Genomic DNA, 17,716 nt, shown 5'->3' with positions numbered 1-17,716 from the left:
GATGCCCCGCTCACGCCTGCATCACCTGTTCACCACCCCGCTGCAACCGACCCGGCGCGGCGCGCTGTATGCCGCGCTGGTACTGCTGGTGCTGCTGTTCGTGCCGCTGATCGTGGCCAGCAGCCGCGGGTTGCACGCCTCGCGGATCGACCTCACCACCGACAAGTTGTACACGCTGACCCCGGGCACGTTGCACATCGTCGATACGCTGCAGCGCCCGCTGCGGCTGACCTTGTACTTCTCCGAGCATGCCACCCGCGATCTGCCGCAGCTGCGCAGCTACGAACAGCGCGTGCGCGAGATGCTGCAGGAGATGGTGGCGCGCTCGCATGGCCGCATCCGCCTGCAGATCATCGACCCGGTGCCGTACTCGGACGACGAGGCCAGTGCCGAAGGCAACGGCCTGACCGCGGCAAACGGCGGCAGCAACGGCGAGCGGGTGTTCTTCGGCCTGGCCGGCAGCACCCTTTCCGGCGGCCCGGAGAGCGAAGGCGCGGACGATCGCGTGCCGGAGAAGACGCTGGCGATCGCGTTCTTCGACCCGGCCCGCGAGGCCTTTCTGGAATACGACATCGCCAAGCTGCTGTACGAGTTGAACCAGGCCAGCAAGCCGCCGATCGGGGTGATCAGTTCGCTGCCCGTGCAGGGCAATCCGGTGCTCGGCGAGCAGCCGTGGGCGGTGCTGCAGCAGCTCGGCCAGCTGTTCGACGTGAAGCCGCTGGATGCGTCGACGCTGCAGAAGGTCGACGACGGCATCAGGGTGCTGCTGCTGATCCACCCCAAGCGGCTGCCGGTCGATGCGCAGTATGCGATCGACCAGTACGTGCTGCGCGGTGGCCACCTGGTGGTGTTCGTCGACCCCGACGCGGAACTCGACGCCTCGCCGTACGGACCCGACAGCATCACCTTCCCCGACCACGGTTCGGACCTGCCGCGGCTGTTCAAGGCCTGGGGCGTGAGCTACGACCCGCACAAGGTGGTGCTGGACCGGGCCCGCGCGCTGCAGATCGAACTGGCCGGCAGCAGCCTCAACCACCCGGCGATGCTCGACCTGGGCGCGCAGGAGCTGAACCGCAACGACGTGGTCACCGCCAGCCTGCAGCGGATCAACGTGTCCACCACCGGTTACTTCGACCTGGCCGCCGATGCACGCACGCGGCTGGTGCCGCTGCTGCAGAGCAGTGCCGAGGCCGAGGTGGTGCCGACCCAGCGGGTGCTGGATGCAACCAGCGACCCCACCGCGCTGCTGCAGGACTACCGGCCGGACAATGCGCACTACGTGCTCGCCGCGCGCCTGCGCGGCACCTTCGACAGCGCGTTTCCCGAGCGGGCCGGCGTGGCCGGCCACCGGGCCCGCTCGGCGCCGGATGCCGAGGTGATCCTGGTCGCCGACACCGACCTGCTCAGCGACCGGCTGTGGGTGGAGCCGCAGACCATCCTGGGCCAGACCATGATGCGGGTGTTCGCCAACAACGGGGATTTCGTCACCAACCTGGTGGACAACCTCAGCGGTTCCTCGGCGCTGCTGTCGATCCGCGGCCGCTCCACCTCGCAACGGCCGTTCACGCGGGTGCAGGCGCTGCGCAACGTGGCCGACCAGAAGTTCCTGCAGAAGGAACACGAGCTGGAGCAGGAGCTGGCCGATACCCGTCGCCGGCTGGACGAGCTGCAGCCGGCCAAGGGCAGCCACGGCAGCGCCGCCAGCGCCGAGCAGCGCCGCGAGATCGAGCAGTTCCGCCAGCGCCAGCTGGCGATCAACAAGGAACTGCGCGACGTGCAGCACCAGCTCAACGCCGAGATCGACGCGCTCGGCCTGCGCCTGAAGTTCATCAACATCGTGCTGGTGCCGGCGCTGGTGGTCTTGCTCGGCCTGCTGTATGGCTGGCGGCGTACCCGCTACAGCCGCCGGCGGCGTTGAGAATCTGCACGAAGCCACGGAGCAGGGCGTCCGCAGGCTCCAGGGCGGCGAACTGCCGCAAGCCCGCGGCGCCGCTGCGGCTGACTCCGCCGGCGTGCGGCATTATGCTGGGCGGTCGCCGGCCGTTGCCGGCGCAGACCGAAGTGCCGCTGCAGTGACCGCAACCTTGCTGAAATGGATCGTGCCGTGGGAGTTCTCGTGGGTGCTGCTCGCGTGCTTCGTGACGGCCGCCGTGCTGTACCTGCGCGGCAGCCGTCGGCTGCCGGTGAGCTTCGGCCGCCGGCTGGCGTTCTGGTGCGGCATGGCGATCATCTACCTGTCGCTGCACACCTACCTGGATTACTACGCCGAGCATGAGTTCTTCATGCACCGCATCCAGCAGTTGCTGCTGCACCACATCGCGCCGCTGCTGATCGTCACCGCCTACCCGGCCACGGTGCTGCGCGCCGGCCTGCCGCTGGCCTGGCGGCGGCGTCTGCTGCGGCCGCTGCAGCGTTCGTGGCCGTGGCGGCTGCTCGGCGGCGTGCTGCTGAACCCCACCGTGGCGACGCTGCTGTTCATCGCCTTCATCCTGATCTGGCTGATCCCGTCCATGCAGACGCTGGCGATGCTGGACTGGCGCATCTACCGCTTCATGAACTGGAGCATGCTGGTCAGCGGCTTCGCCTACTGGTCGCTGGTACTCGACCACCGGCCGCATCCGCCGGGGCGGATGACCGCCGGACTGCGCGTGCTGTCGCCGGCGATCACCATGACGCCGCAGATCGTGGCCGGCGCGATCGTCACCTTCTCCAAGACCGACCTGTACCCGATCTTCGAGATCTGCGGCCGCGCGTTCACCTTCAACGTGCTCACCGGGCAGCTGATCGGCGGCGTGATCATCTGGGTGCCGTCGGCGCTGGTGGAGTCGATCGGCGGCCTGATGGCGCTGCGCATGTGGCTGCGGCTGTCGCGCCACGGCCGCTTGCCGCGCAAGCCGCTGCGTCGGCCCGCCGCGCGTGCGGCCGCGGTCGAGGCGCGCGTGCCGGACTGAAGCCTTCCTCGCGGTTCAGTGGCCGTGCGGCATCGCGCCGTGGTCCATCGCCGGCATCGCGTGGTCGGTGTGCTCATCGCCGGCGTCCAGCGCATTCGCCGGGCGTGCGATGAAGTCGGTGGCCAGCGTGCTGCCGTCGCCGAACTGCAGGGTCAGGGTGACGGTGTCGCCGGGTTTCACCGGCGCGTTCGGCTGCATCAGCATCAGGTGGTAGCCGCCCGGCGCCAGTTCCGCCTTGCCGTGCGCGGGCACGTCCAGCGCGTCGACCATCGCCATGCGGCTCATGCCGCCCGCGCGCGAACTCTGGTGCAGCATCACCTCGGCGTACACCGTGCTGCCGGCGCCGCGCAGCGCGACCGGCTTCTCGCCATCGTTTTCCAGCGTGACATAGGCGCCGGCCGGCAGCGCGCCGGGCAGCACGCGGATCCAGGCGTGGCTGGCGCGGATGTGGTCGGCGTCGGTGGCGTGGGCGCCGCCGGCCAGCAGCAGGCCGGCCAGCAGCAGGGTGGCTAACTTCATATGGGATGACTTCATGCGGGATGACTTCATGGGGTGGCTCCGGTGTCGAGCAGCAGGTGCAGGTCGTGCACCAGGTCGTCCTGCGAGGCGGACGGCGTAGCCAACACGCGGGCGCGACCGTCGCGGTCGAAGATGTAGATCGCCGAGCTGTGGCTGACTTCGTAGGCGCCGTCGGCGGAACTGGGCTCGCGGGTGAAGGCGGAGCGGTAGCGCTTGCTCAGCGCCTCTACGCTGCGCGCATCGCCGACCAGGCCCACCGCCCGCTTGTCGAACGCGCTGACGTAGCCGTGCATGATCGCCGGCGTGTCGCGCGCCGGGTCGACGCTGACGAACAGGATCCGCGCGCCGTCGGCCAGCGGCCCCAGCCGCTGCATCACCACGTGCAGCTGCGCCAGGGTCAGCGGGCAGACGTCGGGGCAATGGGTGTAACCGAAGTACAGCACCGCTACCTTGCCGCGGTAGTCGGCGCCGGTGACCGCCTTGCCGCTGTCGTCGGTGAGCTTGAAGTCGAGGTCGGGCATGTGCCCGCTGATGTTGGTCAGCCGGAACGGCAGCGGTTCGCCGCGGTGGCAGCCGCCCAGCAGCAGGCCGGTGGCAAGCAGCAGGAGCGGCAGGGCGGGGCGCAGCCAGTGGCGGGGCTTCATGCGAGAATCCTGGGTCTTCATCCGTTCAAGCATACGACACCGACCGCATGGCCGGATTTGCCAGCCCAGGGAAGACACGCACGATGCGACAACCTGCCAGTACCCGTATCGCCGTGCTGATCGGCATCGCCGGCGCCAGCGCGGTGCTGCTTGGCGCGTTCGGCGCGCATGCGCTGCGCGGCGTGCTCGACGCCCGTGGCGCCGAGTTGTGGCATACGGCGGTGACCTACCACGCATGGCATGCGCTGGCGCTGGCCGTGGCGGCCGGGCTGGGGCGCGGCCGCAGCGGGCGCGTCGCGGTGGCGGCGTTCGTCGTCGGCATCGTGCTGTTCAGCGGCAGCCTGTACGCATTGGCGCTGGGGGCGCCGCGCTGGGTCGGGATCATCACGCCGTTCGGCGGGCTCGCCTTCGCTGCCGGCTGGCTCGCGCTCGGGTGGGCGTTGCGCACGCGTAACGAATAGTTCTTGCGGGTGTCATCCCGTGGTCATGGCCGGTTGCGATGGTGCCGGCATGAACGCGCAGCTCGCCCTTCACCATCGATCGCTTGCGGCGTGGTCACCCGGCCGCATGCCGCGCAGCCTGCCGGTCATCCTGCTGCTCGCGCTGTTGTCGGCATGCCTGCTGTGGTGGTGCTGGCCGGCAGCCGATCGTGCGGCGGAACAGCCTTCGATCCAGCCACTCGTGCACTGGCAGGACGCGGATCACGACTGGCTGCTGGTGGTCGACCCGGCGACCCGCGAGCTGGTGGTCTACGACGCCACCGACGGCCGTCCGCTGGAGCGGCTCGGCGCGGACGACGGCTTGCCGGACGTGCAGTCGATCGCACAGCAGGGGTCGTGGTTGTTCGTGACGGGCCGACAGCACCCGAAGGTGCACCTGCTGAAGTTGCCGGAGCTGCGGGCGGTGGCCGTGGGCGGCCGCTAGAAACCGCCGGCCAGCGGCAGCGCCACGTGCAGCACCAGATCGGCGCAGAAGTGCGCCAGCATCGCGTGCTCCAGCCCGTACTTCCAGAACAGGCCGCCGAACACGACGGCGACGACGGCATTCAACAGCACGATGCGCGCAACGAGCAGCGGGGTACCGAGCAGGCCGGCGGCATGTGCGGCGGGCAGATGACCGGCGCCAAACAGCAGCGCGGCCAGCACGATCGCCAGCACGAACATCCACGGCCGCGCCACGCGCCGGTTGCAGCGTGCCAGCAGCCACACCAGCGCGCTGACCAGCAGCAGCCGGCACAGCACTTCCTCCACGATGCCGCCGTAGAACGAAACCAGCGCGCCGCGCCACGCCTGAATGATGTTCTCCGCATGCTTCGGGCCGAGCGCCGACAAGCCGACCACCAGCAACCCCGCCAGACCGCCGAGCAGGACGGCCAGCCACCAGCGTGGGCGTCGTGCCGGATCGCGTGGCCGCCGGTGCACCCAGGCGCGCAGCCAGGGCGCATCGAGGCCGTACGGCGCACCCAGGTACAGGCCAAGCCAGCCCAGCAGCCAGCACAGCACGCCGGTCTGCGCCGCTGCGGCCAGCACGATGGCCGGCAAGGGCAACGGCAGTGCGGTGAATTTCTGCGGCGTCAGCGCCATCGCGTACGGCATCAGCGCCAGCGTGGCCAGCGCGCCAGCGATGCCGAACAGCGCGGCGAGTTTCAGGTTCGGGCCGCTGACCGGAAGGGTGGGCGGCTGGACAGGCATGCGTGCGGACTCCTTGGTTGAGCCGTTCAATCCGTGTCGTTGTCGTCGGCTGCCGGTCTGGCCGGGCCGGCTTTCAGCCGGCCAGCCTTGCGCAGCGCCTCGCGCAGCACGTATTCGATCTGCGCGTTGACGCTGCGCAACTCGTCGTCCGACCAGCGCTGCATCGCGTCCAGCACGGTGGCGCTGATGCGCAGTGGGTAGGCTTTCTTCTCGCCGGCCATCGTGACGTGTCAGTACAACGTGCCGGTATTCAGCACCGGCTGGGTGCCGCGCTCGCCGCACAGCACCACCAGCAGGTTGCTGACCATCGCGGCCTTGCGCTCCTCGTCCAGGTTCACCACGCCGCGCTGGCTGAGCTGGTCCAGCGCCATCTCGACCATGCTCACCGCGCCCTCGACGATCTTGGTGCGGGCGGCGATGATCGCGCCGGCCTGCTGCCGCTGCAGCATCGCCTGGGCGATTTCCTGGGCATAGGCGAGGTGGCTGATGCGCGCCTCGACCACCTGCACGCCGGCCTTGCCGAGGCGGGTCTGGATTTCGTCGCGCAAGTGCGAGTTGATCACGTCGCCGTGGCTGCGCAGCGACGGCTTGCCGTCGTCGTGGGCGTCGTACGGATAGCTCTGCGCCATCTGCCGCAGCGCCGATTCGCTCTGGATGTGCACGTAGTTCTCGTAATCGTCCACGCAGAACACCGCTTCGGCCGTATCCAGCACCTGCCATACCACCACGGCGCCGATCTCGATCGGGTTGCCGTCGTTGTCGTTGACCTTCAGCTTGCCGCTCTCGAAGTTGCGCACGCGCAGCGAGATGCGCCGGCGGCTGTAGAACGGGTTGGTCCAGCGCAGGCCCTCGTGGCGCACCGTGCCGGCATACTTGCCGAACAGCTGCAGCACCTGGCCTTCGTTCGGGGCGACCTGGAAGAAGCCCTTGAGCAGGAAGGCGTCGAGGGCCAGCAGCAGTGCGCCGCCCAGCAGCAGCGTGAGCGGCGGCGCATCCGGTTGGCCGTGGATGGCACCGACCACCATCCACCCGCCGATGCCGGCCAGGATCAGGCAGAAGCCGACGAAGGGAATGCCGGCGACGGAAAAGCCATTGCGTTCGTTCATGAGTGGTCTCCCTGAGGTGTGATGATTAGATATCAAAATGATATCTAATACAAGGAGGCTGCCCTGCCGGCGCGGGCGATGCCGGATGGCCGCTTACAATGCGGGTTTGCCGCCCCGGAGAACCCGATGAAGCCCTTTGGCACACCCCATTCCGACCACGCTCTGCGCGTCCTGCTGCTCGGGGCCGGTGAGCTGGGCAAGGAGGTGGCGATCGAACTGCAGCGCTACGCGGTGGAGGTGATCGCGGTGGATCGCTATGCGAATGCGCCGGCCATGCAGATCGCCCATCGCAGCCACGTCGTCGACATGCTCGACGGCAAGGCGTTGCGTGCGGTGATCGAACTGGAAAAGCCCGACCTGGTGGTGCCGGAGATCGAGGCGATCCACACGCCGACCCTGATCGCGCTGGAAAAGGAAGGGCAGCGGGTGATCCCGACTGCCCGCGCGGCGTGGCTGACCATGGACCGCGAAGGCATCCGCATGCTGGCCGCCGAGGAACTGAAATTGCCGACGTCGCCGTATCGCTTCTGCGACGACGAAACACAGTACCGCGAGGCGGTGGCTGCGATCGGCTACCCGTTCGTGGTCAAGCCGGTGATGAGTTCGTCCGGCAAGGGCCAGAGCGTGGTGCGCGGCGCCGGCGGATTGCAGCACGCGTGGGATTACGCGCAGTCCGGCGGGCGCGCCGGCAGGGGGCGGGTGATCGTCGAGGGCTTCGTCGACTTCGACTACGAGATCACCATGCTCACCGTGCGGCACGTCGATGGCGTGAGCTTCTGCGCGCCGATCGGCCATCGCCAGGAGGAGGGCGACTACCGCGAATCGTGGCAGCCGCAGCCGATGAGCGATGCCGCATTGGCGGAGGCGCAGCGGCAGGCCGCCGCGGTCACCGGTGCGCTGGGCGGCTGGGGCGTGTTCGGCGTGGAGTTCTTCGTCAAGGGCGATACGGTGATCTTCTCCGAGGTCAGCCCGCGGCCGCACGACACCGGCCTGGTCACGCTGATCTCGCAGGAGCTCTCCGAGTTCGCGCTGCACGCGCGGGCGATCCTCGGCCTGCCGATCCCAGTGATCCACCAGTACGGGCCGTCGGCCTCGTGCGCGGTGCTGGTCGAAGGCGACGGCGCGGGGCCGCGCTACCATGGCGTAGCCGCGGCGCTGGCCGAGCCGGACACGCAACTGCGCATCTTCGGTAAGCCCGAGGTGAAGGGGCGCCGGCGCATGGCGGTGACGCTGGCGCGCGCCGGCACGCTGGAAGCGGCAGTGGGCAAGGCGGTGCGCGCGGCGGGCCACCTGCGCGTGGAGCTGTGAGCGCGCACGACCTGATGCGCTAGGCTTGGCGGTGACGGCGGTGGCCGTCACCGGCATTCGATTGACCGAAGGAGAGGCAGGATGGAATCCACCGGCTTTGCGCACTGGCTGGTTGTGCTGGTCGAACTGGTCACGACGTTCGCCCTGCTGTTGCTGGCCCTGGCGGTGGTGGTGCTGGCGGTGACCTGGGTGGTCGACCGCAACCAGACCGGCAATGCGGTGCTGCGCAACTTTCCGGTGGTCGGCCACTTCCGCTACTGGTTCCTGCACCTGGGCGAGTTCTTCCGCCAGTACCTGTATTCCAGCGATCGCGAGGAGATGCCGTTCAACCGCGCGCAGCGCACCTGGGTCTACCGCGCCGCGAAGAACGTCGACAACACCAATGCGTTCGGTTCCAGCCGCGACCTGCGCGCGGAGGGCGTACCGTTCTTCGTCAACGCGCCGTTCCCGGACCTGGGCATGGACCACGTCGAGCCGGTGCCGGTGACGATCGGCCCGTACGCGCGCGAGCCGTACAGCCACGCGGCGTTCTTCAACATCTCGGCGATGAGCTTCGGCGCCTTGTCGGCACCGGCGGTGCGCGCGCTGTCGCGCGGCGCGGCCAAGGCGGGCATCTGGATGGATACCGGCGAAGGCGGGCTGGCGCCGTACCACCTGGAAGGCGGCTGCGACATCGTCTTCGAGATCGGCACCGCCAAGTACGGCGTGCGCACGCCCGAGGGCAGGCTCGACGACGACAAGCTGCTGGCGATCTGCGCACACCCGCAGGTGAAGATGGTCAGCATCAAGCTCGGCCAGGGCGCCAAGCCCGGCATGGGCGGCCTGCTGCCCGGCGCCAAGGTCACCGCCGAGATCGCCGCGATCCGCGGCATCCCGGTCGGCGAGGATTCGCAGAGCCCGAACCGCCACCTCGACATCGGCAACGTGTCGCAGCTGATGGACAGCATCGGGCACATTCGCGAGCTCACCGGCAAACCGGTCGGCTTCAAGGCGGTGCTTGGCGGCGTCGAGTGGATCGGCGAGCTGTGCGATGAAGTGTACCGGCGCGGCATCGAGAGCGCGCCGGACTTCATCATCGTCGACGGTTCCGAGGGCGGTACCGGCGCGGCGCCGCAGACCCTGATGGAAGGCGTCGGCCTGCCACTGCACGAGGCGCTGCCGGCGCTGCTCGACATGCTGATCGTCAAGGGCCTGCGCCAGCGCATCAAGGTGGTCTGCTCGGGCAAGTGCATCACCGCCTACGACGTGGCGTGGGCGCTGTCGATCGGCGCGGATTTCGTCAACTCCGCGCGCGGCTTCATGCTGGCGCTGGGCTGCATCCAGTCATTGCAGTGCAACCGCAACACCTGTCCCACCGGCATCACCACGCAGAACCCGAAACTGCAGCGCGGCCTGGTGGTCAGCGACAAGAGCGAGCGGGTGTACCACTACGCGAAGAACCTGATGCACGAGGTCGGCATCATCGCGCACAGCTGCGGGGTCAGCGAACCGCGCCAGCTCAACCGCAGCCACTGCCGCGTGGTCGGCGACGACGGCTTGTCGATCCCGTTGGAGAAGCTGTTTCCCTACCCGCAAGCTGTCCCACCGAGCGAGCACCCGTAGGAGCCCGCTCGCGAGCGATGCTCTTGCTTTTGCGAATCCCGGCTCCCGGCTCCAACGAGCGGCCGCCTACGGCATCGCCTGCCAGCCTTCGGCGGTGCGGATCTGCAGCGGCTTGAAGCGCCGCTTGTAATCCATCTTCGGGTGGCCGTCGATCCAGAAGCCCAGGTACAGCCACGACAGGCTGTGGCGGCGGCACAGCGCGACCTGTTGCAGGATGGCGCAGGTGCCGAGGCTGCGTGCGGTCTCGTCGGGGTCGTAGAAGGTGTACACGGCCGAGGCGCCGTTGGGGCAGACGTCGGTGACCGCTACCGCGAGCAGGCGCTCGCCCAGGCGCAGTTCCATGAACAGCGTGGGGCTCCATGGCGCGGTGAGGAAGCGGCGGAAATCGCTGGCCTCCGCGTCGTCCATGCCGCCGCCGGCGTGGCGGCTCTGCAGGTAGCGTTCGTACAGCGCGTGGCGCTCGCGGTTGTAGCCGGGGATCGACTCGCTGACCACGAGATCGGCGTTGCGTTTCAGGCAGCGGCGCTGGGCGCGGTCGGGCCGGAAGTTCGCCACGTCGATGCGGCACGGCGTGCAGGCGTGGCATTGCGCGCAGTGCGGGAAATACAGGTGGCCGCCGGCGCGGCGGAAGCCGCGTTCGAGCGCCGGCCCGTACAGCTTGTCGAGGTTTGGCGCGGCCGGATCCAGCACCAGGTTCTGCGCCGTGCGGTCGGCGTAGTAGCCGCATGCGTGGGGCAGCGTCTGGAACAGGCGGACTTGGTCGGAACGGCGCATCTCGCGATTCTATGCCGCCCACGGCGGCGGTGCACCTTGCCAGCTCAGGCCACGCGCAGGAAGCGCAGCATCGCCACGGCGAGCACCGCCAGCACCGCCAGCAGCACGATGCGACGCACGCGAACCACCGTGCGCGCACGCCGGTCGGCCGGGGTGGGGTTGCGCGCGGCGGCCAGTTCCTCGCCGTAGCGGATCACCGGCTCGATACCCAGGTCGAGCAGCAGTTTGCGCGCCCGGGTGTAGTCGTCGGCGCGGGTGATCCACACCTGCGCCCAGCTGCTGCGGTCGTTCTGCCGCTGCGCGTAGCTGAAGCGCTGCCAGCTCGGGCGGTTGTAGTTGGAGCGGTTGGCCACGGTCGCCTCGATGCCGTGTTCGGCCATCAGGGCGACCACGGTATCGATGTTTTCCTGGCGGGGCGAGGTATAGATCTGGCGCATGCGGGGAGTTTACGCGAACGGCCCGGCGTCGGTGCTCAGTCGCCGCGCACGCGGATCAGCCCTTCCTGCGCGGAGGAGGCGACCAGGCGGCCGTCGCGGCTGAAGATCTGCCCGCGCGCCAGACCGCGCCCACCTTGCGCGGTGGGGCTGTCGAACGAGTACAGCAGCCACTCGTCGACGCGGAACGGGCGGTGGAACCACAGCGCGTGGTCGAGGCTGGCCATCTGCACGTTGTGGGTCATGTACGAGATGCCGTGCGGCAGGGTGGCGGTGCCGATTAGGTGGAAATCGGAGGCGTAGGCCAGCAGCGCGCGGTGCAGGATCGCCGAGTCGTCGATCGGCGAAGTCAGCCGGAACCAGATGTGCTGGATCGGCGGGCGCTTGACCGGGTGCAGTTCGTCGCGCGGCCACACCTGGCGGAACTCGAACGGGCCGTCGATGCCGAGCCAGCGCTGCAGCTTCACCGGCAGCCGCGCCAGCTCGCCGGCGGGCAGCGGGTGCAGCGGCTCGATGTCTTCCGGCGCCGGCACTTCCGGCATGCTGGTCTGGTGCTCCACGCCGGGCTCGGGCGCCTGGAACGAGATCGATCCGTTCAGGATCGGCTGACCGTGCTGGATCGCCACCACCCGCCGCGAGGAAAACGTGCCGCCGTCGCGGGTGCGCTCCACGCTGTACACGATCGGCGCCTCGATGTCGCCGGCGCGCAGGAAATAGGCGTGCAGCGAATGCGCCTCGCGCGACGGGTCGACCGTTTGCTGCGCCGCCGCCAGCGCCTGCCCCAGTACCTGGCCGCCGAACACGAAACGGGTGCCGATGTCGCGGCTCTGGCCGCGGAACAGGTTGTCCTCCAACCGTTCCAGCTGCAGCAGTTCGACGAGTTCGGCGACGTGGTCTTCGCTCATGGCGGGTCCTTGCGGGGGTTCGCCAGTATAGCGGTGGCGGTCGCCCGAATCCGCACTCAGCGGGCGACGGCCAGCCCCGGGGCAGCCTCGAACGTGACCGCGAGCGCCGTGGGTGCGAGCGCGGCCAGGAAGTCGCGCGCGTCGAACGCCTGGCCCGCGGCGAGCGCACCGTGCCTGCGGGCACGGCCGTCGAGGATGCGTTGCAGCGCCTCGACCAGCAGTGGCGCGGTGACGGCGTAGATGTCGCGTCCGCGGGCGATCGCGCGGCACGCGCGGTTGCCGCGCCGCACATGCACGTCGACGACGAAACGCTGTGCGGAGCGGCCGCTGGCGTCGGCGGCGAGCGGCGCTGGCGTGGCCGGATCGCGCAAGTCGCGCAGCGGTGCCAGGTTCATCCACGAGTGCAGGTTGCGGCAGGCGATGTGGTGCGGCACCACGATGGCCTCGGACAGCGGCAGCAGCACCGTTTCCAGCCGCCCGAACGGTGCCGGGAAGTCGGTCTCGCGCACGGGCGCGGGGTCGGGCACGGTGCAGGTGCGGCCCTGCTCGACGTACGTGCGCGGGTAATGGTTGCGCTCGCCGGTGAGGCGGGTGCCGCGCGTCGGATGCCAGCCGTCGAGCGCGACGGCGATGTCCACCGTGTCCGCGTCGGTGGCGCCGTCGAGCGCGGCGCTGGCCAGCAGATCGGCGAGGCCGCCGTAGAAAGCCATCGCCGGCACCACCGTCACGCCCGCGGCTTTCGCCTCGGCATCGCGCGCCAGGGTGTCGGTCACGGCATGCTGTTCCGCCGCCACGTCGAGATAGTGGATGCGTGCGCGCAGCGCCGCGTCCAGCACCGGCGCGGCGGTGTCGAGAAAAGGTCCGGCGCAATGCAGCACGGCGGCGGTGCCGGCGAAGGCGGCATCCAGCGCAGCGGGGTCATCGGTGGAGGCGACGCGGACCTCGACGCCGGCGACCGTGGCCAGGTCATGCAGCCTGGCCGCGTCGCGGCCGCAGGCCACCGGCACGAAGCCACGGCGGCGCAGTTCGGCCACGACGAAGCGGCCGGTATGGCCGTAGGCGCCATACACCGCGATGCGGTGGGAGGAATGCGCCGTCATGCCTGGTCCCCCTGCGCGGCCCACAGCCGCCGTGCTTCGTCGGCGATCACGTCGGGGCGCTCCTCCGGCCAGAACAGCTTGCTGCCTGCGAGCCGGCGCACGCCGAGCGAGCGGCCGAAGGCGCGGTCGAGGAAGCCCGGGTTGGCGGCGGAAAAGATCGTATCGGCGCTGCCCCAGACGATGCGCACCGGCACACGCGATCGCGCGAGCGAGGGGCCGATGCCGGCCAGCGCGTTGCGCTCCAGCGCGATGGCATAAGCGTGCGCGAAGTCGCGGCTGCGCCGTGAGGCCAGCAACGGCGTGAAATAGGTTTCGATGGCTTCGTCGGTGGGGTGCGCGGGATCGGTGTAGCACATGCCGCCGATGCCGTCAGTCGAACGCGCGAGGGCGTGGTTGTCGCGCCATGTGCCCAGCCATTCGTCGACGAAGCGGCCCTGCTGCGCCAAGTCGATCACCGGAAGGAGCGCCGGCGGCGGGCAGTTCTCCTCGGTGTCGCCATTGGTCAGCAGCAGGCTGCGCACGCGGTCGGGGCGGCGTGCGACCAGCAGCTGCGCCACGGCGCCACCGCTGTCGTTGGCGACCACGTCGGCGCGCTCGACCTGAAGGGTGTCGAGCAGGGCGACCAGCATGGCGACCTGCGCCTCGGGTGCGCAGGATTGCCCATCGGCGACCTCGGTGTAGCCCATGCCGAGAAAGTCGGGCGCGATGCAGCGCCGGTACGCTGCCAGCCGGTCGAGCGCACCGCGCCACTGGAAGCCGTTGAGCGGGAAGCCGTGCAGGAACAGCGCCGCCGGCCCGCTGCCGCGCTCGACGTAGGCGATGCGACCGAACATGGTGCGGGTATGGCGGCGCGCGGCGTGGAAGCCCGCCGCGTCCATCGGTGCCGACACGGCGCCGGTGCGCGGCCAGCGAACACAGCCGGCGAGGCTACCCACGCACACACCGGCCAGCGTGCCGGCGGACAGGGCGAGGAAGCGGCGCCGGGGCATGCCCGGCGCCGCCCGTCGAGCGGCAAGCGAGGAAGCTTGGTCGCTCACGACTTCGCTGCCGCCTCGCGCAGCTTCTGTGCGCATTCCTCGCAGCAGACCTCGACGGTGCGGCCGCCGATGGTGACCTTGATGGCGTTGCCGTCGAGCGGATAGTCGCAGGCGGCGCAGGTGGTTTCGTTCATGCTGGGTCTCCGGGTGATGCCCGCGATCGGGCAGGCACAGGAGACCACCGGCCGCCGCCGGCGGCTGTCAGGATCTTTAGCGATTCACGACGACCTGAGAGGTTGAGACTATCAACCTCTCAGGCCGGCCATGGATGGCCGGCTGCGGATCGGGCACGCCAGTGCCTGATTCGCGTGAGCGAGTCCGGGCATGTACCGGACTCGCGATAAAAGAAAACCACAGGATGTGGTTTTCTTTACAGCTTCTGTGCCAGCGCGGCCTGGCGGAACGCCGTGGGCGTGTGGCCGTAGGCCCGGCGGAATGCTGCGCTGAAATGGCTGTGGCTGGAGAAGCCCAGATCCTGCGCCAGCGCGGCGACGTCCGCGCAATCGGCGATCCGATCCAGCGCATGGGCCAGGCGCAGGCGCAGGTGATAGCGATACAACGGCATGCCTTCGACCTGCTGGAAGGCCTGGGTGAGGTAGACCGGCGAGCCGCCGATGTCCGCCGCGATCTCCGCCAGCGTCCAGCGCCGGGTGAGGTCGCTGGCCAGCAGCAGCTTGGCCCGGTCCACCAGCCGCTGCCGCGCATGGCTGGCGCCGGGCGCGTGGGCGGTGCGCGGGCCGAGGCTGCGACAGACCAGGGTCAGCGCCAGGCTCTCGGCTTCCAGCGGCTCGATGCTGCCGTGGTGCAGGCTGTGCCGCAGCAAGGCCACCAGTACCTGGGTGCGCTCGTCGATGCGCAGCGATTGGCCGCGGAACACGGGTTTGTGGCGATCCTGCAGCAGTCCGGCCGGCGCCAGCTCGCGCAGCAGCGGTTGCGCGATCGACAGCGACAAACAGGCATCGCCACCCGCCGCCGGATGGCTCACCTGATAGCCCTGGTCGGCGTTGAACAGCAGCACGTGGTTGGCATCGGCCACCGACTGCGTGCTGCCCACGTGGCGCAGGAACAGGCCGCGGTACGGAAAGACCAGGTGAGTGGCGACCGCGCATTCCTCCGTGCTGCGATGACGGCAGGCGCCACGGCAGTGCACGTCGTGCGCCGCGACGAGCTGCGTTTGCAGCAGCGGCTGGACAGTGAACTCCGACATGGCGCAGGCCGGGGGAGGCAGGGCCGGAGTCTAACGCAGTCGTTGCAGGCCGCAGGCCGGCACGACGACGTCCCACGGGAAGCACACGCCGGGGTCCAGCTTGCGACGGACCTGCCGCGCGGGATCGTCGCTGGCCGGCATCAGGTCGGTGTCCAGGTCCTCATGCCCGGCGATCTGGCGCAGCGTGGGGAACGCCGCGCGCAACTGCGCCAGCAGGGCGCTCAGCGCGGCGATCTGTGCGTCGGGATAGGGCTCATCCATCTGCTGATGGCGCGAATCCCACCAGTGCGGATAACGGCCCCGGTTGACCAGCTCGATGCCGATCGAGTTCGGGTTGTGCCCGCGCACGTGGTTGGCCACGCGGGTGCCGGGCACGTAGCGATACACCGCGCCATCGCGGTCGACGTAGTAATGGCCGCTGTTGCCGGTGCCGCTGGCGTGCAGCACGCGTTCGCCGTACTCGCGCGCCATGGCCAGGTCCGGCAGTTCGGTGCAATGGATCACCACCAGCTCGACCGCGTCGGCCGGGCGTTCGGGCAGGAGGTCGACATAAGGCAGCGGCTGCTCGTGGATGCTCAGGCTCATGCGCCGCAGTTTCGCATGCGGCAAGGGCCCGCGGAAACGCCGCCTGTTACCATGCGCGCCTTGCTTCCAGCAGTCTCACGGAGACGCGCCATGCGCGGCCAGATCATTCTTTCGCACGGCTCGGACTCCAGTCCGCAGGCCACCAAGGTCAGCGCGCTGGCCGCGCTGGCCGAATCGCTGGGCTGGCGTACGCAGCGGCCGGATTACCGCACCGACGATGCACGCGGTCACGCAGGCTCGGTGGCGCCGCGGGTTGCCCGCCTGCGCGCCACCATCGAGGCGCTGGAGGCGCCGCCGTTGCTGGTCGGTTCCAGCATGGGCGCGTTCGTCTCCGGCCTGGTCTCGCTGGACGTGCCGGTGGCCGGCCTGCTGTTGCTGGCCACGCCCAGCGAGATTCCCGGTTATGCGCGCAAGTTCGACTTGCGCCCGGAGGTGCCCACGCTGCTGATCCACGGCTGGCGCGACGAGGTCTGCCCGCTGGCGGGCGTGCACGCGTTCGCCGCGAAGCGCCGGCTGCCGTTGCTGGTGCTGGATGACGACCATCGGCTGGGTTCCAGCATGGCCATGATCGACGCACAGTTCCGCCACCTGCTCGACCAGCTGGCCGTTGCCGCATGAGCCACTATTTCGCTACCTGCCCGAAGGGCATGGAATACCTGCTGCGTGACGAGCTGGTCGCGCTCGGCGCGCCCGACGTGCGGGAGGCGCTGGCCGGCGCGCATTTTTCCGGCACGCTGGAGACGGCCTACAAGGCCTGCCTGTGGTCGCGCCTGGCCAGCCGCATCCTGCTGCCGCTGGCCGAGTTCGACGCGGCCGACGACGATGCGTTGTATCGCGGCGTGCAGACGATCGACTGGAGCGAGCACCTGGCCGCACACGCCACCTTCGCCGTGGACGCCGGCACCGCGCTGAGCAAGCTGACCCACAGCCAGTTCATCGGCCTGCGCACCAAGGACGCGGTGGTCGACCAGTTCCGTCAGCGCGACGGCTCGCGTCCTGGCATCGACACCGACGAGCCGGACATCCGCATCAACGTCCGCGTGCGTCGCGACCGCGCCACCGTGTCGCTGGATCTGGCCGGCTCGCCGCTGCACCGGCGCGGCTGGCGCGAGGAGCAGGGCGAGGCGCCGCTGAAGGAAAACCTCGCGTGCGCGATGCTGCTGCGCGCGCGCTGGCCGGAGGTATACGCCGCCGGCGGTGCCTTGCTCGACCCGATGTGCGGTTCGGGCACGCTGCTGATCGAAGGCGCGCTGATGGCGGCCGACGTCGCCCCTGGCCTGCGCCGCGAATATTTCGGTTTCCTCGGCTGGCAGCAGCACGACATTGCACTGTGGCGCGGTCTGCTGGACGAAGCGAAGCAGCGCGCCGAAACCGGCCTGCGCGGCCTGCGCAGCGTGTTCTTCGGCAGCGACGCCGACCCGCGCATGGTGCAGACGGCCAAACGCAACGCGCAGGCGGCGGGCGTGGCCGGCTTCTTCACGCTGGATCGGCAGGACGTGGTGCACGCCGTGCCGCCGCCCGGCGTCGACCACGGCCTGGTCATCACCAACCCGCCGTACGGCGAGCGGCTCGGCGATCGTGCCGAGATGCCGAAGCTGTACCGCGCCTTGGGCGACACCCTGCGCCAGCACTTCATCGGCTGGNGNGNCGCCGTGCTGGCCGGTGACGTGGAACTGGGCCGCGCGATGCAGCTGCATGCGGACAAGCGCTACGCGCTGTACAACGGCGCGCTGGAAACGGTGCTGCTGACCTTCGACCTGAAGCCGCGCGACGAGATACCACGCGAGCTGAAGCCGCTGTCGGCCGGCGCGCAGATGCTGAAGAACCGGCTGGAAAAGAACGTCAGGCACCTG

The 17,716-nt window shown here is 69.6% G+C and carries 21 protein-coding genes; 8 read left to right on the top strand and 13 right to left on the bottom strand.

Annotated elements, in window-relative coordinates:
• Position 1: 1 nt before the first annotated feature.
• Together RHOOR92_RS0114270 and RHOOR92_RS0114265 are read left to right on the top strand one after the other, a co-directional pair.
• A complete protein-coding gene (locus tag RHOOR92_RS0114270) occupies positions 2–1,918 on the top strand; it encodes a GldG family protein (RefSeq protein ID WP_027490559.1) in 1,917 nt (638 codons plus the stop codon).
• Between the two features lie 154 nt (positions 1,919–2,072).
• On the top strand, positions 2,073–2,951 hold the full coding sequence (locus RHOOR92_RS0114265; protein ID WP_027490558.1) for a cytochrome c oxidase assembly protein: 879 nt from the start codon (positions 2,073–2,075) through the stop codon (positions 2,949–2,951).
• A 15-nt stretch (positions 2,952–2,966) separates the two neighbouring features.
• Here RHOOR92_RS0114265 and RHOOR92_RS0114260 read toward each other — a convergent pair whose 3' ends face one another.
• Both RHOOR92_RS0114260 and RHOOR92_RS0114255 read right to left on the bottom strand, forming a co-directional pair.
• Positions 2,967–3,470 (bottom strand): copper chaperone PCu(A)C, encoded by a 504-nt coding sequence (locus tag RHOOR92_RS0114260; RefSeq protein WP_007507758.1) that lies wholly within the window; start codon positions 3,468–3,470, stop codon positions 2,967–2,969.
• A 26-nt stretch (positions 3,471–3,496) separates the two neighbouring features.
• Complete coding sequence (locus tag RHOOR92_RS0114255) at positions 3,497–4,114, bottom strand: SCO family protein (RefSeq protein ID WP_007507760.1); 618 nt, start codon at positions 4,112–4,114, stop codon at positions 3,497–3,499.
• An 83-nt stretch (positions 4,115–4,197) separates the two neighbouring features.
• On the opposite strand from RHOOR92_RS0114255, the gene RHOOR92_RS0114250 reads away from it, so the two are divergent.
• Together RHOOR92_RS0114250 and RHOOR92_RS0114245 are read left to right on the top strand one after the other, a co-directional pair.
• Positions 4,198–4,575: a DUF423 domain-containing protein gene (locus RHOOR92_RS0114250; RefSeq protein ID WP_015448297.1), complete on the top strand. Its 378-nt coding sequence runs from the start codon at positions 4,198–4,200 to the stop codon at positions 4,573–4,575.
• Positions 4,576–4,681: 106 nt separating this feature from the next.
• Positions 4,682–5,038 carry a hypothetical protein gene (locus tag RHOOR92_RS0114245; protein WP_007507765.1) on the top strand — a complete coding sequence of 119 codons (357 nt, stop codon included), beginning with the start codon at positions 4,682–4,684 and terminating at the stop codon, positions 5,036–5,038.
• On the opposite strand, the gene RHOOR92_RS0114240 is transcribed toward RHOOR92_RS0114245, so the two are convergent.
• From RHOOR92_RS0114240 to RHOOR92_RS0114230, 3 genes are read right to left on the bottom strand one after another with little or no spacing between them, the layout of a single operon-like run.
• Positions 5,035–5,805, bottom strand: coding sequence for a CPBP family glutamic-type intramembrane protease (locus tag RHOOR92_RS0114240; protein ID WP_027484376.1), 771 nt, complete (start codon positions 5,803–5,805; stop codon positions 5,035–5,037). The genes RHOOR92_RS0114245 and RHOOR92_RS0114240 overlap by 4 nt on opposite strands.
• Positions 5,806–5,831: 26 nt before the next feature.
• Positions 5,832–6,026: a hypothetical protein gene (locus RHOOR92_RS0114235; protein WP_007507770.1), complete on the bottom strand. Its 195-nt coding sequence runs from the start codon at positions 6,024–6,026 to the stop codon at positions 5,832–5,834.
• 9 nt (positions 6,027–6,035) lie between these two features.
• Positions 6,036–6,911, bottom strand: coding sequence for an SPFH domain-containing protein (locus RHOOR92_RS0114230; protein WP_027484375.1), 876 nt, complete (start codon positions 6,909–6,911; stop codon positions 6,036–6,038).
• A gap of 126 nt (positions 6,912–7,037) precedes the next feature.
• Here RHOOR92_RS0114230 and purT point away from each other — a divergent pair, with 126 nt between their 5' ends.
• Positions 7,038–8,219 (top strand): formate-dependent phosphoribosylglycinamide formyltransferase, encoded by a 1,182-nt coding sequence (purT, locus tag RHOOR92_RS0114225; RefSeq protein ID WP_027484374.1) that lies wholly within the window; start codon positions 7,038–7,040, stop codon positions 8,217–8,219.
• Between the two features lie 81 nt (positions 8,220–8,300).
• Positions 8,301–9,821: an FMN-binding glutamate synthase family protein gene (locus RHOOR92_RS0114220; protein ID WP_027484373.1), complete on the top strand. Its 1,521-nt coding sequence runs from the start codon at positions 8,301–8,303 to the stop codon at positions 9,819–9,821.
• 66 nt (positions 9,822–9,887) lie between these two features.
• Here the strand turns inward: RHOOR92_RS0114220 and RHOOR92_RS0114215 are convergent, their stop codons facing one another.
• The 8 genes from RHOOR92_RS0114215 to RHOOR92_RS0114180 form a co-directional block, all read right to left on the bottom strand.
• Complete coding sequence (locus RHOOR92_RS0114215) at positions 9,888–10,595, bottom strand: arginyltransferase (protein WP_027484372.1); 708 nt, start codon at positions 10,593–10,595, stop codon at positions 9,888–9,890.
• Between the two features lie 44 nt (positions 10,596–10,639).
• Positions 10,640–11,032, bottom strand: coding sequence for a hypothetical protein (locus RHOOR92_RS0114210; RefSeq protein WP_027490557.1), 393 nt, complete (start codon positions 11,030–11,032; stop codon positions 10,640–10,642).
• 35 nt (positions 11,033–11,067) lie between these two features.
• Positions 11,068–11,934, bottom strand: coding sequence for an acyl-CoA thioesterase II (locus tag RHOOR92_RS0114205; RefSeq protein WP_027484370.1), 867 nt, complete (start codon positions 11,932–11,934; stop codon positions 11,068–11,070).
• Between the two features lie 56 nt (positions 11,935–11,990).
• Entirely contained in the window at positions 11,991–13,034 is a 1,044-nt protein-coding gene (locus RHOOR92_RS0114200; protein ID WP_015448290.1) for a saccharopine dehydrogenase NADP-binding domain-containing protein, read from the bottom strand.
• On the bottom strand, positions 13,031–14,023 hold the full coding sequence (locus tag RHOOR92_RS0114195) for an alpha/beta hydrolase (protein WP_015448289.1): 993 nt from the start codon (positions 14,021–14,023) through the stop codon (positions 13,031–13,033). The genes RHOOR92_RS0114200 and RHOOR92_RS0114195 overlap by 4 nt, the downstream gene beginning before the upstream one ends.
• Before the next feature lie 44 nt (positions 14,024–14,067).
• Complete coding sequence (locus tag RHOOR92_RS19875) at positions 14,068–14,205, bottom strand: hypothetical protein (RefSeq protein WP_007507792.1); 138 nt, start codon at positions 14,203–14,205, stop codon at positions 14,068–14,070.
• 236 nt (positions 14,206–14,441) lie between these two features.
• Positions 14,442–15,278 (bottom strand): AraC family transcriptional regulator, encoded by an 837-nt coding sequence (locus RHOOR92_RS0114185; protein ID WP_027490556.1) that lies wholly within the window; start codon positions 15,276–15,278, stop codon positions 14,442–14,444.
• A 30-nt stretch (positions 15,279–15,308) separates the two neighbouring features.
• Complete coding sequence (locus RHOOR92_RS0114180) at positions 15,309–15,863, bottom strand: N-acetylmuramoyl-L-alanine amidase (protein WP_027490555.1); 555 nt, start codon at positions 15,861–15,863, stop codon at positions 15,309–15,311.
• Positions 15,864–15,953: 90 nt separating this feature from the next.
• Here RHOOR92_RS0114180 and RHOOR92_RS0114175 point away from each other — a divergent pair, with 90 nt between their 5' ends.
• Both RHOOR92_RS0114175 and rlmKL read left to right on the top strand, forming a co-directional pair.
• Entirely contained in the window at positions 15,954–16,481 is a 528-nt protein-coding gene (locus RHOOR92_RS0114175) for an alpha/beta hydrolase (RefSeq protein WP_007507799.1), read from the top strand.
• Positions 16,478–17,716, top strand: a 1,239-nt coding sequence (rlmKL, locus tag RHOOR92_RS0114170) for a bifunctional 23S rRNA (guanine(2069)-N(7))-methyltransferase RlmK/23S rRNA (guanine(2445)-N(2))-methyltransferase RlmL (RefSeq protein WP_027490554.1), incomplete at its 3' end; no start/stop codon positions are given. The genes RHOOR92_RS0114175 and rlmKL, both read left to right, overlap by 4 nt.

This window comes from Rhodanobacter sp. OR92, assembly GCF_000427545.1.
Lineage (GTDB): Bacteria > Pseudomonadota > Gammaproteobacteria > Xanthomonadales > Rhodanobacteraceae > Rhodanobacter > Rhodanobacter denitrificans.
The sequence above is the reverse complement of the archived record's forward strand: the minus strand, read 5'-3'. Positions and strand labels throughout refer to the sequence as shown.

Bases quoted from the DNA above. Each gene is read 5' to 3' on its own strand.
- RHOOR92_RS0114215 (WP_027484372.1), bottom strand. From the start codon at position 10,595: ATGCGCCGTTCCGACCAAGTCCGCCTGTTCCAGACGCTGCCCCACGCA.
- RHOOR92_RS0114230 (WP_027484375.1), bottom strand. From the start codon at position 6,911: ATGAACGAACGCAATGGCTTTTCCGTCGCCGGCATTCCCTTCGTCGGC.
- purT (WP_027484374.1), top strand. From the start codon at position 7,038: ATGAAGCCCTTTGGCACACCCCATTCCGACCACGCTCTGCGCGTCCTG.
- RHOOR92_RS0114175 (WP_007507799.1), top strand. From the start codon at position 15,954: ATGCGCGGCCAGATCATTCTTTCGCACGGCTCGGACTCCAGTCCGCAG.
- RHOOR92_RS0114205 (WP_027484370.1), bottom strand. From the start codon at position 11,934: ATGAGCGAAGACCACGTCGCCGAACTCGTCGAACTGCTGCAGCTGGAA.
- RHOOR92_RS0114245 (WP_007507765.1), top strand. From the start codon at position 4,682: ATGCCGCGCAGCCTGCCGGTCATCCTGCTGCTCGCGCTGTTGTCGGCA.
- RHOOR92_RS0114235 (WP_007507770.1), bottom strand. From the start codon at position 6,026: ATGGCCGGCGAGAAGAAAGCCTACCCACTGCGCATCAGCGCCACCGTG.
- RHOOR92_RS0114185 (WP_027490556.1), bottom strand. From the start codon at position 15,278: ATGTCGGAGTTCACTGTCCAGCCGCTGCTGCAAACGCAGCTCGTCGCG.
- RHOOR92_RS0114240 (WP_027484376.1), bottom strand. From the start codon at position 5,805: ATGCCTGTCCAGCCGCCCACCCTTCCGGTCAGCGGCCCGAACCTGAAA.
- RHOOR92_RS0114270 (WP_027490559.1), top strand. From the start codon at position 2: ATGCCCCGCTCACGCCTGCATCACCTGTTCACCACCCCGCTGCAACCG.
- RHOOR92_RS0114210 (WP_027490557.1), bottom strand. From the start codon at position 11,032: ATGCGCCAGATCTATACCTCGCCCCGCCAGGAAAACATCGATACCGTG.
- RHOOR92_RS19875 (WP_007507792.1), bottom strand. From the start codon at position 14,205: ATGAACGAAACCACCTGCGCCGCCTGCGACTATCCGCTCGACGGCAAC.
- RHOOR92_RS0114260 (WP_007507758.1), bottom strand. From the start codon at position 3,470: ATGAAGTTAGCCACCCTGCTGCTGGCCGGCCTGCTGCTGGCCGGCGGC.
- RHOOR92_RS0114195 (WP_015448289.1), bottom strand. From the start codon at position 14,023: ATGCCCCGGCGCCGCTTCCTCGCCCTGTCCGCCGGCACGCTGGCCGGT.
- RHOOR92_RS0114220 (WP_027484373.1), top strand. From the start codon at position 8,301: ATGGAATCCACCGGCTTTGCGCACTGGCTGGTTGTGCTGGTCGAACTG.
- RHOOR92_RS0114250 (WP_015448297.1), top strand. From the start codon at position 4,198: ATGCGACAACCTGCCAGTACCCGTATCGCCGTGCTGATCGGCATCGCC.
- RHOOR92_RS0114180 (WP_027490555.1), bottom strand. From the start codon at position 15,863: ATGAGCCTGAGCATCCACGAGCAGCCGCTGCCTTATGTCGACCTCCTG.
- RHOOR92_RS0114255 (WP_007507760.1), bottom strand. From the start codon at position 4,114: ATGAAGCCCCGCCACTGGCTGCGCCCCGCCCTGCCGCTCCTGCTGCTT.
- RHOOR92_RS0114200 (WP_015448290.1), bottom strand. From the start codon at position 13,034: ATGACGGCGCATTCCTCCCACCGCATCGCGGTGTATGGCGCCTACGGC.